This is a genomic window from Nostoc sp. FACHB-892 (genome assembly GCF_014698795.1).
Lineage (GTDB): Bacteria > Cyanobacteriota > Cyanobacteriia > Cyanobacteriales > Nostocaceae > Nostoc.
Genome location: NZ_JACJTR010000006.1, coordinates 291692 through 307090 on the forward strand (window position 1 = coordinate 291692; position 15399 = coordinate 307090).

Consider the following 15399-nt stretch of genomic DNA (forward strand, 5'->3'; position numbering starts at 1 on the left):
ACTATCTTTAAAATTACTCATTATCAAATTTTTGGTAGATTGCACAAAGGCGACTGGGTTTAAAAATCTTAGCACTAAACATAAAATTTGGTGGAACGTTGATAATGGCATATTCATCAGATTCATGATACTTTTCAAATTCTGCTGGCATTCCTTTAGTGGTAGTTAAGCTGTAAGGAACTGGTTGAAAAAGTAATTCTGTAAATTTAACTTGCTCACACTGTAACTGTTGACGAATTTGGCTTAAAAAAGCCTCGCTTGTCAATAAATTGAATAAAGTTTCTTGAGCTTGTGCTTCAAGAGTGAAACTGCTATCAAAGTTCTGGACGATTTTAAGGATCATTTTCTGTATAGGTAGCTATTAAGGGCTAAGTGATAAGAGAGGATAGGCAAGAATCCAAAAGTGCTGGACAAGCCTGCCTTTTGGTGCAGATGAGCTTTATGAAAAATTCCCACTTTAAAATCAGCCTATTGGATTGTGTGACTTCTGTCAGCCACAGGAGTAAGCTGACATGATTAAGAATCGTGAAGTTTAACAGATTTATCCTTAATGCTGTACTGACAAACTTCAGATATTATACTAAAGCGATAGCCTATGGTGGGCTGCGCCTACGCATTTATCACACCAGACCCTATCCTCCCTAAAAACGATTCTCACACAACAAAAATGAGTGGATAGTCGTGATATAAACCACAACTATCCACTCAAAGTTTAGTAAATCAGAGTTACTAAAAAAACCCAAGTAGATTATTGAAACTTGGGAAAGATCAAACCACTTAACGTGACTCAGTTCCCTGATTGGGGCTACCTGCTACAGAATCATTTTCAGGTGCTTCTGGTGTAGCAGTAGGTTTAGCATCGCTCTTTTCATCATCGCCAGTTTTGCGCTTACTTTCGTCAAGACTGGTTTCGTAATTACCAGAAGCGGGTGTATTTTCTTGGCTACCAGCTTTTTGTGGTTCAGACATTATTACATTCCTAATAATTTTATTGTTGGTATTATCTTAAGAAGATTAATAGTCTGAGTGCATCTATCCAGATATAGTTATGGCTGATTTCTACCTCTATCGAAAGTATTGTTTAGTACTACCCATGTATACTGAAAAAAACCCAGAAATACAGAGTTTTTAAACCTGACAAGGCTTTCTATGGTTAAAAGAGAACTTGGAATGGGTTTTATGTCCAAGATGCTTTTGGAATTACTGTATTGATAGTTGCCAGGAAATGGCAAGTGATCTGAGTCTGCTTAGGTGAATAATATGATGTGATGATTATGATACAAATTATCAAAGTATAACTAATGAACCAGAGCAATCTATCGTTACCATCTGGGTGTATGCTTCGCAAGGCAACCTCTGCGGATAAGTGGCCGATTCGATTGCTGGTGTTTTCAGCGAAACTCGACCCAACCCAATTAAATTGGCAGCAATTTTGGATAGTTGAATGCGATGCCTACGGCGGGCAAAGCCTACGCAATTTGGTAGCTTGTGGACAGCTACGTAATTTCTCAGGGGCACAAGAACTTGGTAGTTTGGTCGTTGCATCAGCTTGGAGAGGGCGCGGTTTGGGTACTTTGCTAACGCAGCATTTGATTAATACAGCAACGCAACCACTTTATCTTGAATGTCTAGGTGAACGATTGGCGCAGTTTTACAGTCGCTTTGGTTTTGTACCAATATCTTTTGAAGACTTGCCACAATTTCCTACGACAAGAAGCAAGTCTTCGCTCAAGGGGAAATTTAGATTCTCGCAGTTAGCTAAAAGACTGCTCAGAGTTCCTGTGGTGTTCATGGAATATCGAGGTAATTCGTAATTAATATTTGCAAAAAAGGCTTGATACAAGCTGTTTCCAACCCTTTCCTATCCCCCCATTCCCTATTCCCCATTTTTAAATCGGAGGTTTAGCAAAAATCGTTAGTAAGACTGGCCCTAGTAAATAGTGGTGATTCAAACACAATAGCCCAGCAGAGGAGCCAAGAAGTTGACGTTGATTAGGGCTGTAGAGCCTAATGCCACGGGGAGAGACTGGCAGTATTTGCGGTTCTCCTTCTTTTTTAGAAGTAATGTCAACCAAGTAGAAGCGTCCACCAGGAGAAAGTACCCGCGCTATCTCACTAACCACCTGGTTAGGTTCTAAATAGTGCAAGAAGCTGATAGTGCTGAAAACAGCATCAAATTGACCATCAGCAAAGGGAAGAAACTCAGCTTTACCCTCAACATAAATTAAGCGTGGACGGTGGCGGTTGCTCTGTCTTGCTACCTGCAACATATTAGTAGATAAATCCAATCCGGTGGCTTGCAGGTTGGGAAACTGAGTAGCAAGGCGCTCAAGTAAGCGTCCAGTACCACACCCGATATCAAGTACGTTTGCTAGCTCTGGTAAATCGACGTACTCAAGCAATCGTTTGTGAACGGCTCGATAAAACACCGAAGGAAAGAGCCAGTCGTAACTTGGTGCCCATAGGTCAAAAAGGAACTTTTTGTTACTAAAAAAGTCATTAGTCATTAGTTTTAGCAGCTTCCCTGAAGCTCATCGCTTTTCTAGGGTAAGTTTAGCTGCACCTCCAAGAAATTGGTTATAGCTTTGCAGCTTGGCAATATCTAGCCTAGCGTTTGGCACAATCCCATTTCACGAAATTCTTGTTAAAAATATGTTGCTAGAGGTTACAGCTATAAGCCCCTACATCTGATTGATTTGTTGCAATAATTTTTGGGAATGGTATAAGTTATCCGGAACCTTGGCAATTGAATCTGTAGTTAACAGTGTGCCTAGAGACTCATTCTATCTCTGTAGAGAAATAAAGAATGATTAATCAGTGCATAAAACTATAGAATCTAACCGTATTTATCTATAGAGGTTCAAATAAAACAAACTCAATCTAGTTTGAAATGATTAAGGTGAAAAATTATGACAAGCTTTATTCAACAACAATTACACAATGATCTACTGCACCCAGTCCGCGAGTGGTTGGAAACGATAGAAATTCATAACTCCAAATTGGCTCATTTCTTGTGCAAAGCTATTCCTGCTCAGTGTCCCTTCGAGCGAGATATTACGCTCTTTAGCCGGAAGCTGTTTCACATTCCTCCGATGTGTAAATTAAATCCCCTATACGAGGAAGTAGTTGGTTTGCGTTTTAAAGCGCTCTGTTATCTTGCTGATGAATGCGGTGAAGATGTCACAGTTTATTGCTAATAGCCAGTTGGATCGTTCTTTGATCAAGCAGCCATCGGTAATTGCAGATTTACGGTTGTTACTTACCTAGGTTTATACTAAGCTAACGTACACCTAATTTAGATGTTTGGCTATTTAAGTAGCTTGCACCTCGCTAAAGTGTTTCCAGACCGTATTTCTGCTTACCGTACCCTGCTGAAATTATTAACATTATCATGACGCACATCTTACTGGTTGAAGATGAAGTCAAACTGGCACGATTTGTCGAGTTGGAATTGAATTATGAAGGCTATCAAGTCAGTATTGCCTACGATGGATTAACTGCACTTACCGCAGCGCGTAAGTTACATCTAGATTTAGTAATTTTAGACTGGATGTTGCCTGGTTTGTCGGGTTTAGAAATTTGCCGCAGCCTGCGAAGTATTGGTGATAAAGTGCCGATAATCTTATTAACCGTGAAAGATGAAGTGAGCGATCGCATTGTAGGCTTAGACGCTGGTGCTGATGATTACCTTGTTAAACCCTTCAGCGTTGATGAATTATTAGCAAGAGTTGACACTCACCTGCGAAGAAGCCAGCAAGTAGGCACCGCAGATGTTTTAGAGTTTAAAGGTCTAACTTTAAATCGTCGCACGCGCCAAGTGTACCGAGAGCAGAGGTTAATTGAGTTAACTGCCAAGGAATTTGATTTACTGGAATATTTACTGACCCATCCGCGACAGATAATTACGTGCGATCGCATTTTAGGAGAAGTCTGGGGTTATGACTTCATAGGCGATGCTAACATCATCGAACTTCATATGCGCTACCTGCGTCTAAAACTTGAAGCCAATAACGAAAAGTGCCTTATTCAAACGGTGAGTGGTGTTGGCTACACGTTGCATGATTGAATTTGGGCATTAGGCATTGGGCATGGGGCAATAGTTGTTCTTCCTTCCTCTGCTCCCCCTGCTCCCCCTGCTCCCCTAATGATTAATGTTAAATTTCGATTAACGCAGATGCCCCAAAAACTTTTATCGGATGAAGATTTGCGGTTTTTGGCAATTTGAGTAAAAACTCATCCAAACTCAGGGTTAATTGTATTAGGATGCACAAAGCTGTGATCATCTAAAATCTAAAATTGCATGACCTATCTAGAAACAGCAGCGCAATTCTACCGTGAAGTTGCCCAAACCCCGCAAGTTGGACTTTGTTGTGTGCAAAGTACACCCCTGCAACTACCAGGGTTGAAAATTCCTTTGCCAATGCAGGAAATGAACTATGGTTGTGGCACTACCGTTCACCCCACTGAATTAGGAAACCAGCCTACTGTGCTGTATGTCGGTGTTGGCGGCGGCTTAGAAGCGTTACAATTCGCTTATTTTTCCCGCTATGTAGGTGCTGTGATTGCCGTTGAACCGGTTGGGGCTATGCGAGAAGCAGCTGCACGCAATCTGGAAATTGCTGCTCAAGAAAACCCCTGGTTTGACACCAGTTTTGTAGAAATCCGCGAAGGTGATGCTTTTAACTTACCTGTTGCTGATGCTAGTGTCGATATCGTAGCGCAAAATTGCCTTTTCAACATCTTTGAACCAGAAGATTTAACCCGTGCTTTAAAAGAAGCCTATCGGATATTAAAACCGGGCGGACGCTTGCAGATGAGCGATCCAATTACCACTAGTCCAATTCCAGCACATCTTCAACAAGATGAACGGCTCAGAGCCATGTGTTTATCAGGCGCACTCACTTATGAAGAGTATACTGAACGAATTACAAATGCTGGCTTTGGTCAAGTTGAAATTCGCGCCCGTCGTCCTTACCGTTTACTAGATTCCCAAACTTATAATTTAGAAGAACACCTACTTTTAGAAAGCCTAGATTCTGTCTCCTTTAAAGTTGCTATTCCAGAAGATGGTGCTTGTATCTTTACGGGAAAAACAGCAGTTTATGCTGGCTTGGAACCCTTCTTCGACGACTCAGCAGGACATCTACTTCAGCTAGGTATTCCCGCAGCAGTATGTGATAAAACTGCTGCTAAACTTGCGGCTATCAAGCCAGCAGAAATAATTATTACCGATTCAACCTGGCACTATAGCGGTGGTGGTTGCTGTTAATTTCTTAAGAAAACCTGAGTTCGAGATAAGCTGAAACCCTTATTACACCGTTGCTTGATTCTGAGATATTTCAACGTGTTTGTGTCGTTTCCGTCAACTAACGCTGAATTCTTTCTTAACTCGAACTGACGTTAAGAAAGAATTCAGATGTCAGGAGTCAGAATTCAGAACAATTCTGTACGACACTTCGACAAGCTCAGTGCATCCCTGGGGAATGAATGCACAATTTTAATATTTTAGTAATTGCATTTTGAATTCTGGATTCTGGATTCTTATTTCTTCTTTATAACCCCGAAATGTTGTTAATTAGTTTATTTATCGCCACGCTTTTTTTAGCATATTCCAATGGGGCAAATGACAACTTTAAAGGGGTAGCGACGTTGTTTGGTAGCCGAACCAGCAGCTATCAAACAGCAATTCTGTGGGCAACTTTTACAACTTTGGCTGGTGCGGTTGCTGCAACTTTTTTGGCAAGTATATTAATCGCAAATTTTTCTGGAAAAGGACTAGTGCCTGATGCGATCGCTAATTCACCAGAGTTTCATCTGGCAGTTGCGATCGCTGCTGGTTTAACTGTACTGATAGCCACCTTCATGGGATTTCCCATTTCCACAACTCACAGTTTAACAGGTGCGCTGGTTGGGGCTGGATTAGTTGCGATCGGACTCAAAGTTAATTTTGCAGCTTTGGGAACTTCCTTTATTTTGCCTTTATTACTCAGTCCCATCATTGCTATTCCCTTAGGAGCAGGAATTTATAGCTTATCTAACTGTATCATTTCAAAATGGAATCTACGAGTCAATCAGAGAATTATTGATACTTGCCATTTTATGAGTGCGGGAATTGTCAGTTTTGCTAGAGGATTAAATGATACTCCCAAGATTTTCTCACTCATTCTAGTTATTGAGTATTTTTCGATTCAGGGGGGAATGATCACGATTGCGATCGCAATGGCACTTGGCGGTTTACTAAACTCCCAAAAAGTTGCAGTAACCATGAGTGAAAAGATTACCTCATTGAATCATACTCAAGGCTTATCAGCAAATATAGTAACTGGAGTTCTAGTTATTGCAGCTAGTAGTTTTGGATTTCCAGTTTCCACCACTTACGTTTCAGTTGGTTCTATTTTTGGAGTGGGATTAACTGGAAAAAAAGCCAATATACGTGTTTTTTTTCAGATATTATTATCGTGGATTTTAACTTTACCTACTGCTGCAATTATTAGTGGAATAACTTACAGATTATTGCAAGGTTAGAGAAATTGATTGAATATATTTTGCCATGTTTAAGGAGTAGTAACTAATGCAAACTCAATCAATAGCCATACCATTTAAAAATAAACTAAATTCCCCTTTGACAAAAAAGGGAATTACTGTTTTACAAATTAATCTCGGTAAGCGTTGTAACCTTGCCTGTACACACTGTCATGTCGAAGCTGGCCCGAAGCGTACAGAAGAACTTTCTCCTGAAATTTGTGAGCAATTGATTTCGCTAATGCATAAATTTCCCGAAATTCAAATTGTGGATTTGACTGGTGGCGCACCAGAAATGAATTATGGATTTAAGCCACTTGTAGAAGCAGCAAGAGCAAGCGGGAAGCAAGTTATTGTCCGGTCTAATTTGACCATTTATTTTGAAGATGGATTTGCTGATTTACCAGAATATTTTGCTCAACACCAAATAAGAGTTGTAGCTTCCCTACCCTGCTATTTAGCAGATAATGTTGATAAAATGCGCGGTGCTGGTGTTTTTGATAGTTCAGTCAAAGCTTTGCAGTGGCTTAACCAACGTGGCTATGGTAAAAAACCAAATTTAATTTTGGACTTGATATTTAATCCCCAGTTACCCACTAATGAAAAATTTTCCTTAGCTCCTGAACAGTCCAACCTAGAACAAGATTACAAAATGTTCTTGCAAGAACATTTTAATATTGTATTTAACAACCTCTTCGCCATTACCAATCTACCAGTTGGTAGAACCAAAATGCATTTAGAACGGAGAAAACTGTACACCAGCTATTTGCAGTTTTTAGAATCGCATTTTAATCCTAGTACAGTTGAACATTTGATGTGTCGCGATGAACTTTCAATTGACTATCTAGGTAATGTATATGATTGTGACTTTAATCAAATGATGAATTTGCCTGCTAAAAATCGCAACGGTGAAACCTTGACAGTTAGCAAACTATTAGAAGCTGGCAGTTTAGACCTGATTAGTGAGATCCAAACTGCTGCTTATTGCTATGGTTGTACTGCTGGATGTGGTTCTAGTTGTGGTGGTGCTTTGCTGTGAAATTAGCTATTCTTGAGCCTTTAGTGTATTCTCCTTACCCTGGCTCAAAAATGTTTAAGTCCCGAATAAATAACTCTTAACTTTCTACACCGCACAACTCAACTCGCCGGCTTTTTGACTAAAGCGGTGATTTTCCCGATAGTCTACGGGACAATCTATCACGGCGGGTACATCTTGAGCGAGGGCTTCTTTCAAAGTGGGAATCAAATCTAAAGCCGATTCAACTCGGTAGCCTTTTAAACCCATGCTTTCGGCTAATTTTACAAAATCAGGATTGCTAAAATGCACAAAAGATGAGTTTCCTTTGCCAAATTGATTTTCTTGCTTCCACTCAATTAACCCATAACCACCATCATTGAAAATTATGGTGACAAAGGGCGTACCGACACGCAAGGCTGTTTCTAATTCCTGAGAATTCATCATAAAGCCGCCATCGCCTGTTACAGCCACGACTTTGCGGTTGGGATGAACGAGTTTTGCTGCTAAAGCGCCAGGAATAGCAATACCCATAGCTGCGAAGCCGTTGGAAATTATGCAAGTATTGGGACTATGGCAATGGTAATGACGGGCCATCCACATCTTATGTGCGCCAACATCAGAGATGACAATATCATCTGGCCCCATCACTTGGCGTAAGTCATAAATTAACTTTTGCGGCTTTATGGGAAATCCATCATCATGGGCATACTGTTCGTAGTCAGCCCGAATATCTGACCTTAAGCTAATGGCAAAAGGATCGGGTTTACCTTGTCGGTCTGCTAATTTTAAAATTTCATAAAGGGAATCTGAAATATCTCCCACTACTTCGGCGTTGGGAATATAACTACTATCAATTTCCGCCGGATTTACCCCAATATGCACAATGGGAATTTCACCATTACGATTCCATTTTTTGGGGGAAAATTCAATCAAATCATAGCCGATCGCAATTACTAAATCTGTGTTATCAAAGCCACAAGTAATATAATCTCTTTGCTGTAATCCCACTGACCACAAAGCTAATTGATGTGTGTAGGGAATAATGCCTTTACCCATGAAGGTATTAGCAACGGGTATATTTAGCAATGTTGCAAATTGCGTGACGGCATCACTTGCTTGAGCGCGAATTGCCCCATTTCCGACTAAGATTAATGGGTTAACTGCTTGGCAAATTGCGGCGGCTGCTGCCCGAATGCTAGCAAAAGATGCATAGGTTTTTTCGATGTTATCCTTACGCAAAGGTTTGCCTTCGACGGGCATGGCAGCAATATTTTCTGGCAAATCTATGTGAACCGCACCAGGTTTTTCAGATTGCGATCGCTTAAATGCTTTTCGTACTACTTCTGGTGTAATACTCGGCCGCACAATCTGCTTGTTCCACTTGGTAACAGGTGCAAACATTGCCACCAAATCTAAATATTGATGGGATTCAATGTGCATTCTATCTGTCCCCACTTGACCGGTAATCGCCACTAAGGGCGCACCATCGAGGTTAGCATCTGCTACCCCAGTCATCAAGTTAGTTGCCCCAGGCCCAAGAGTAGAAAGACACACCCCGGCTTTTCCTGTTAAGCGTCCGTAGACATCGGCCATGAATGCTGCACCCTGTTCATGACGAGTCGTAATAAATTTAATGGAAGAATGTTTTAATGCTTCTAAAACGTGCAAATTTTCTTCGCCAGGGAGTCCAAAAATATATTGCACTCCTTCATTTTCTAGGCACTGCACCAATAACTCTGCTGTATTCATTTTATTTCCTAACTATTGACGAATAAATATTGGGGAATGGGGATTGGTGACTGGGGACTGAGGACTGGAAAGTGGGGAATGAAAATATCTTTCCCAAAATTTAATTTGTAATCTCTAATTCCTAATCCCAATACCCAGTCCCTAATCCCTAATCATTTAACCCACACAGTTTTAACATTGACAAACTCATGTATACCCTGGATGCTCAATTCTCTGCCATATCCAGAACGCTTAATACCACCAAAGGGCAACCGGGGATCAGATTTGACCATACTGTTGATAAATACGGCACCGGCTTCGATTTCCTCAACCAAGCGATCGCTCTCTTGGTCGTTGGTTGTCCAAGCACTTGCACCTAATCCAAAGGGGATGTCATTAGCGAGTTTAATGGCAGCATCGATATCTGGAACCCGAAATAACAAGGCTACCGGGCCAAAGAATTCTTCTTTGGCAATTGGTGCTTCAAGCGGGATATCGATGATAATCGTTGGCGGATAAAAGTTACCTGGACGATCTGATAAAGAATGTCCACCGGTGAGGACTTTACCACCGCTTTTTGTAGCAGCTTGCACTTGTTGGTCTAAATCCTGGAGAATACCAGGAGTTGCCAGTGGGCCTAAATCGATATCTGGTTGCATGGGATCGCCTACTTTTAGCGCCTCAAATTTTTCTAAAAGCAATTTTTCAAATTTATCTGCGATCGCTTCTGCGACAATAAAACGTTTCGCTGCAATACATGATTGCCCGTTATTCAACATCCGTGCTGTAGTAGCTGTGACAACTGCTGTCTCTAAGTCAGCACTTTCTAACACAATAAACGGGTCACTTCCTCCCAATTCCAAGACGGTTTTTTTAATTTGTTTGCCGGCGGCGACGGCGAGGGATGCACCTGCTGGTTCGCTTCCTGTCAATGTGGCAGCTTTTACACGGTCATCAGCCATCAAATCAGCAACTTTGGCAGCGCCTATTAATAGAGTTTGAAACGCACCTTCAGGAAAACCTGCGCGTCGGATAATATCTTCAATTGCCAAGGCACACTGCGGCACATTGGAAGCGTGTTTGAGTAAGCCGACATTTCCTGCCATTAGCGCTGGTGCAGCAAAGCGGAACACTTGCCAAAAGGGGAAATTCCACGGCATCACCGCGAGAATTGCACCCATTGGTTGGTAGCGAACAAAACTTTGGCTAGCATCAGTTTTTACAGAAACATCAGCTAGAAAAGCAGGAGCGTGTTCAGCATAGTAGCGACAGACGACAGCGCATTTTTCGACTTCCGCGATCGCAGCTTTAAATGGCTTACCCATTTCTAGAGTCATCAATTTAGCAAATTCTGCTTTGTCTTGCTCTAAAATATCAGCAGCCTTTTGTAGCCAGAGCGATCGTTGAGAGAAACTAGTCTGACGATACTTTTCAAAAGTCTGATTAGCCAAATCGAGTTTAGCGGCAATTTCTGCATCATTGAGTGGCTCAAAGGTTTTGAGCGTCTCCCCAGTGGCGGGATTAATGGTGGCGATCGCCATTACCTGACCTCCCGTTAAAAAATAGCTTGAAGTAGGCTTCCTAATGTTATACATATAAATTTAAGAAGCTACTACCCAAATTCTAGTCTTTTAACCAAGAATTAGCTGTCCAATATTACAATTTCGCAACTTTGATTGAATTAAAGTATACCAATCAATAAGTATTAATATTGATAAATTAAATCCAATTAAAGTTGTTATAATTTCCACAATCGAGGAATCAATCTATGACTCAAGTTTTAGGCAAAGTAGTTACATTCGATGAATTCGTTGCTAAATATCCAGATAACACAGGACAACGTTATGAACTATATGATGGAGTAGTAGTAGAAATGCCCCAACCAACAGGCGACCATGAAGAGATTGTTGTATTTTTATCTACAAAAATCACTTTAGAATATAGTCGTCTCGGACTGCGGTATGGTATACCAAAAACAGTATTAGTCAAACCACTTGAAAACGAATCAGCTTATTCGCCAGATTTGCTGCTCCTAAATCTTACTAATTTAGTTAATGAACCTCGGTGGAAAAAAGAATCAACTGTTACTCAAGCAGCATCAATTCCTTTAGTAATTGAGGTGGTAAGTACAAACTGGCGTGATGATTATCTGAAAAAATACGCTGACTATGAAGAAATGGGAATTCCTGAATACTGGATTGTAGATTATGGTGCATTGGGCGGTAGGGAATTTATTGGCAAACCCAAACAACCTACTATTTTAATTTGCTGTTTAGAAGAAGGTGAGTATCGCATTAGTAAGTTTCGAAGAGATGAGCGTATCCAGTCGCCAACTTTTCCAGAGTTGAATTTGACCGCAGAACAAATTTTTCGCGCTGGCATGGTCAGCTAAATTCGCCCACTCCACAATAAATAGTTAGATATTTTTTATTTGAAATAATTAACCATTTTTCCCTATTCCCTATGCCCAATGCTTAAAGATTAATAAATGGATTAATGATTGTTGACGCTTGCTGCAATTTTGTCTGATAAACCTTTACCAATCGTTCAATACCTTTGAAACGATAATCTCCCATTTCCTCAAAGTCTGAGGGGTGTGAAAGCATTTTATGAGTAGCTTGACTAATCACACATTCACTAGGAGGACAAACTGCTTCCATGCGAGCAGCAAGATTAATCGTCCCGCCTAATGCCGTATAATCTACCCTTTGGGAACTACCGACATCTCCCACAACAGCCTTACCACTATTAATAGCAATACGTAATTGAAGCGGTTCGTGCCAAAAACCATTGGCATTCAGATGTTCCAGACGAGTGAGCATTCCCTTGGCAGCAGTAACAGCGCGATCGGCGTGATCCACTTGCGGTTCGGGAGCGCCAAAAAATGCCATAATGCAATCGCCAATATATTTATCTAAAGTGCCACCGCAAGTAAACACTTCTTTTAGCATTTCTTCAAATAAATTATTTAATAGTTGAGCAATCGCAGTTGGCGTTAACCGTTCAGAGATTGCCGTAAAGCCAACCAAATCTGCAAACAAAATACTGATTTCGCTCTCGGTGGGAGCTAAACGACCACCCGGTAATCCGCCTATAGAGATTAACTGCTGCACAACTGCTGGAGAATGATAGCGTTCTAGTCGGTGACGAATCATCTCTTCAGTTTTGAGTTTCTCTACCAATAGCCAACGCTGCACGCTAGAAGCCACAAGGTTTGCTAAAGCCGAAAAAAAGCTGAGTTCTTCTTCGCCTTCATTTGCCCAATGGTAAGAAGAAAGATTGGCATCAGCATACAGTACGCCTACAACTTTATTTTCATCCCATAAAGGCACTGCCATCGCGCTGCGAATGCCTTTGACCAAAATACTCTGTTCACTAGCAAACCGTTCATCTTGATGGGTATCGGCGGTTTGAATGACGACTTTTTCCTCAAATACCTTTTGGCAAATACTACGACTAATCCAACTCCCATCAGAAGCAAGATGTTTCTGTTGGGAAACGTTTCTAGTGGCAGCGTTCACTAACTCTAATTGACCGCAACCATTAACATCAATTAATAATGCCAAGCGTTCGATACTATCAAGGTAACGAAAAACTACTTGCTGCACTTGAGAAAAAATCTCTTCTATAGATGCTGCTGCACAAAGATTTTTAGCTATATCTACTAAGTCTTTGAGACGAGCAATGGTTTTGTCCTTATTGCTGATGTCACCATCTTTGCTATCAGCTGCGATCCATTGCTGTTGTAATTGTTCGACATTGTGAAGGATTGTTCTTTGCTCATTACTTTCCGAAGTTGGGGAATACTCAGGTGTAGATTGAGACGCGGGGCTTGTGAGCAATACTACCAAGTTAACATTGCCTAACCAAATAACATCGCCGTGATGTAACTCTTGGGGGAACTTAACAAGATATTTATTTACTTGCGTCCCGTTTTTGCTACCTAGATCCTCAATAGTCCACACACCGTCAGCCTTTTTCACCAAGCGAGCATGGTTGCGGGATACTCCAGCAAAAGGTAAATATAAGTTACATTCCGGCAAACGACCAATTGTGAATATATCTTGATCAACTGCGATCGTTGTCTCGGTATCTCCCTCTTGTAGGCGTAGTGTGAGTTCAGTCATGAGTGTGATAGATCCATCGAAGCTAGAGGTGCAAGCAACTCTAAAGTTAAGTTATACCCTACAGGTTAACCTTCACCTTTTCTTTATGACACTGTTAACTGCAATCCGACAACTATATGTGACGGATATTACATTGGAGGTCATTTTGCTGTAGGTTCAGTATAGAGGGGGTTTGAATCCCTTTGTAAAGGGGAGCCACCAAATTTTCAACTTACGGTAGCAATGATACGCAAAAGCAGGGGGCGTTTTGACTTATTACTACCACCCAGATATCACCAAAGCCGAGTATCCAGATTTTTGATTGCTACTTAAAAACGATCTGAAAGTGCTTGTCATCTAGTTAGGAGGTAATTCCAAACTCAGTTCACCCAACAACCCCTTGCGAAAATCTGTTAAAAGTTGCCTTGCAGCTCGCTCTACATCACCTTTGTAACGATGCTCTGCCAAGGCGTGCAAATAGGTATCTCCAGTGTCGGATGTCGAATCGAGCTGGTAACGGGACTGTAATGGCTTCTTCGGTAATAAATCTGTAGCTACAGCATCCAAATAGTTTAGTAAATCTACTAGGGCTGCTGCTACAAGTTGGTTATCATAAGATGCTTCACCGATATCATCACAAATGGCTAATTTCAATGCTGCGTCTTGGTCTTCCAATCTTAAAGGGATGACACCAGGAGCATCTAGCAATTCTAAATGTTCAGAAATTCGCACCCAGCGCAGTTGGCGAGTCACCCCAGGACGGGCTGCACTTTCCACTACTCGCTTTCCCAACAGGCGGTTAATCAAAGCTGATTTACCGACATTAGGAAAACCAATCACCACAGCCCGGACTGGACGAGGTAACATCCCGCGATCGCTTCTTCTTTGATTGAGTTCTACCCCGGCGGCTTGCGCTGCCCGCGCCACTTCTGCTATACCTTTTCCATGTTGAGCGTTGGTAAAATAAGGGACTTCCCCTTGACGTTTAAACCAATCCATCCACAGCGATCGCATTTGCGGCGTAATCATATCGACTCGGTTAAGTATCAACACCCGTTTCTTACCCTCCACCCACTCACCTATTTGGGGATGGTGAGTCGCTAAGGGAATCCGGGCATCTCGTACCTCAAACACCACATCTACGCGTTTAAGCTGTTCTTTGAGCTTCTTTTCAGCTTTAGCAATGTGACCTGGATACCATTGAATCAGGTTTAATCTATAGTTTTGAGTTATAGCCATAATTTATTATTAATTACCAATTACTTAATTATCGCCAATAAACGGGACTAGGGGAGAATAATAACTCCTAACTCAGCACTCTTCGTTGGCTTGATGTAAAATCAGACGATTGCCATCAAGGTCATAAGCATAAATTTCTCTGCCGTGGGAAGCAATGGAAATATTTCCTGGTGGGGGATAACCCAATGCTGTTAGGTGAGCGATCGCATCTTCTAAGTTACTCACCTCTAAACACAAACTTATCTTACTTTTAGCAATGGCTTCAAATTCCGATTCATTTGTGTTCTTTGGTTTAAAAATACCTAAACGCATATTAAGCAAATTAAACTCAGCATAGACATTCGGAATTAAAATAACTGGCTTTTGCTCCAGCAATTTGGTATAAAAATCCACTAAATTATCACAATTAACCGATGCTATGGTGACAAATGCCTTAGTGTACTGGAAAACCATATTTGTCTATCGCCCTTTCAACTTTTAACTAACAAGAAGTCTAATATCTTGACTAATTTATGAATTACCACGACATTAAGAACTTCCAAAAAATAAATTATCCCAAATAATTTCTAGATTTGTAGGGGCGCAAGTCCCTGCGCCCGCGTCCCACAGGGATGGGATAATTGGAAGTTCCTTATTACGATTGAACCAGGAAAACGCAGTGGTAAACCCTGTATCCGAGGAATCCGAAGCACTGTTTATGATATTTTGGAGTATCTTGCGGGCGGAATGACTGAAGCAGAAATCTTAGAGGATTTTTCTGAATAAACTTCTGAAGGCATCAAAGCT

Annotated in this window: 16 protein-coding genes; 8 read left to right on the top strand and 8 right to left on the bottom strand. The window is 41.2% G+C overall.

Annotation, left to right across the window (positions count from 1 at the left end; genetic code table 11):
- Nucleotides 1–13: 13 nt before the first annotated feature.
- Together H6G96_RS11185 and H6G96_RS11190 are read right to left on the bottom strand one after the other, a co-directional pair.
- Nucleotides 14–343: a hypothetical protein gene (locus H6G96_RS11185; protein ID WP_190911510.1), complete on the bottom strand. Its 330-nt coding sequence runs from the start codon at nucleotides 341–343 to the stop codon at nucleotides 14–16.
- Nucleotides 344–777: 434 nt separating this feature from the next.
- Nucleotides 778–969, bottom strand: a complete 192-nt coding sequence (locus H6G96_RS11190) for a hypothetical protein (RefSeq protein WP_190911511.1) — start codon at nucleotides 967–969, stop codon at nucleotides 778–780.
- A 332-nt stretch (nucleotides 970–1301) separates the two neighbouring features.
- Between H6G96_RS11190 and H6G96_RS11195 the strand changes: the two genes are divergently transcribed.
- Nucleotides 1302–1814: a GNAT family N-acetyltransferase gene (locus H6G96_RS11195; RefSeq protein ID WP_190911512.1), complete on the top strand. Its 513-nt coding sequence runs from the start codon at nucleotides 1302–1304 to the stop codon at nucleotides 1812–1814.
- Between the two features lie 75 nt (nucleotides 1815–1889).
- On the opposite strand, the gene H6G96_RS11200 is transcribed toward H6G96_RS11195, so the two are convergent.
- The gene (locus H6G96_RS11200) at nucleotides 1890–2507 is read right to left on the bottom strand and encodes a class I SAM-dependent methyltransferase (protein WP_190911513.1); all 618 of its coding nucleotides are present in this window, start codon (nucleotides 2505–2507) and stop codon (nucleotides 1890–1892) included.
- A gap of 402 nt (nucleotides 2508–2909) precedes the next feature.
- Here H6G96_RS11200 and H6G96_RS11205 point away from each other — a divergent pair, with 402 nt between their 5' ends.
- The 5 genes from H6G96_RS11205 to arsS all read left to right on the top strand — a co-directional run bounded on the left by H6G96_RS11205 (nucleotide 2910) and on the right by arsS (nucleotide 7561).
- The gene (locus tag H6G96_RS11205) at nucleotides 2910–3197 is read left to right on the top strand and encodes a Mo-dependent nitrogenase C-terminal domain-containing protein (RefSeq protein WP_190911514.1); all 288 of its coding nucleotides are present in this window, start codon (nucleotides 2910–2912) and stop codon (nucleotides 3195–3197) included.
- Between the two features lie 194 nt (nucleotides 3198–3391).
- Nucleotides 3392–4066: a response regulator transcription factor gene (locus H6G96_RS11210; protein ID WP_190911515.1), complete on the top strand. Its 675-nt coding sequence runs from the start codon at nucleotides 3392–3394 to the stop codon at nucleotides 4064–4066.
- 234 nt (nucleotides 4067–4300) lie between these two features.
- Complete coding sequence (gene arsM, locus H6G96_RS11215) at nucleotides 4301–5269, top strand: arsenosugar biosynthesis arsenite methyltransferase ArsM (RefSeq protein WP_190911516.1); 969 nt, start codon at nucleotides 4301–4303, stop codon at nucleotides 5267–5269.
- A gap of 296 nt (nucleotides 5270–5565) precedes the next feature.
- The gene (locus H6G96_RS11220) at nucleotides 5566–6525 is read left to right on the top strand and encodes an inorganic phosphate transporter (protein ID WP_190911517.1); all 960 of its coding nucleotides are present in this window, start codon (nucleotides 5566–5568) and stop codon (nucleotides 6523–6525) included.
- Between the two features lie 46 nt (nucleotides 6526–6571).
- Entirely contained in the window at nucleotides 6572–7561 is a 990-nt protein-coding gene (arsS, locus tag H6G96_RS11225) for an arsenosugar biosynthesis radical SAM (seleno)protein ArsS (protein WP_190911518.1), read from the top strand.
- An 84-nt stretch (nucleotides 7562–7645) separates the two neighbouring features.
- Here arsS and H6G96_RS11230 read toward each other — a convergent pair whose 3' ends face one another.
- Both H6G96_RS11230 and H6G96_RS11235 read right to left on the bottom strand, forming a co-directional pair.
- Entirely contained in the window at nucleotides 7646–9289 is a 1644-nt protein-coding gene (locus H6G96_RS11230) for an acetolactate synthase large subunit (RefSeq protein WP_190911519.1), read from the bottom strand.
- 152 nt (nucleotides 9290–9441) lie between these two features.
- Nucleotides 9442–10809 (bottom strand): NAD-dependent succinate-semialdehyde dehydrogenase, encoded by a 1368-nt coding sequence (locus H6G96_RS11235; RefSeq protein ID WP_190911576.1) that lies wholly within the window; start codon nucleotides 10807–10809, stop codon nucleotides 9442–9444.
- Between the two features lie 227 nt (nucleotides 10810–11036).
- Here H6G96_RS11235 and H6G96_RS11240 point away from each other — a divergent pair, with 227 nt between their 5' ends.
- The gene (locus H6G96_RS11240; RefSeq protein WP_190911520.1) at nucleotides 11037–11660 is read left to right on the top strand and encodes a Uma2 family endonuclease; all 624 of its coding nucleotides are present in this window, start codon (nucleotides 11037–11039) and stop codon (nucleotides 11658–11660) included.
- An 82-nt stretch (nucleotides 11661–11742) separates the two neighbouring features.
- Here the strand turns inward: H6G96_RS11240 and H6G96_RS11245 are convergent, their stop codons facing one another.
- From H6G96_RS11245 to H6G96_RS11255, 3 genes are all read right to left on the bottom strand, one after another.
- On the bottom strand, nucleotides 11743–13395 hold the full coding sequence (locus H6G96_RS11245; RefSeq protein WP_190911521.1) for an adenylate/guanylate cyclase domain-containing protein: 1653 nt from the start codon (nucleotides 13393–13395) through the stop codon (nucleotides 11743–11745).
- A gap of 336 nt (nucleotides 13396–13731) precedes the next feature.
- A complete protein-coding gene (gene ylqF / locus H6G96_RS11250; RefSeq protein WP_190911522.1) occupies nucleotides 13732–14613 on the bottom strand; it encodes a ribosome biogenesis GTPase YlqF in 882 nt (293 codons plus the stop codon).
- A 72-nt stretch (nucleotides 14614–14685) separates the two neighbouring features.
- Nucleotides 14686–15066 (bottom strand): VOC family protein, encoded by a 381-nt coding sequence (locus tag H6G96_RS11255; RefSeq protein ID WP_190911523.1) that lies wholly within the window; start codon nucleotides 15064–15066, stop codon nucleotides 14686–14688.
- A gap of 117 nt (nucleotides 15067–15183) precedes the next feature.
- Here H6G96_RS11255 and H6G96_RS11260 point away from each other — a divergent pair, with 117 nt between their 5' ends.
- On the top strand, nucleotides 15184–15378 hold the full coding sequence (locus tag H6G96_RS11260; protein WP_190911577.1) for a DUF433 domain-containing protein: 195 nt from the start codon (nucleotides 15184–15186) through the stop codon (nucleotides 15376–15378).
- Nucleotides 15379–15399 lie beyond the last annotated feature (21 nt).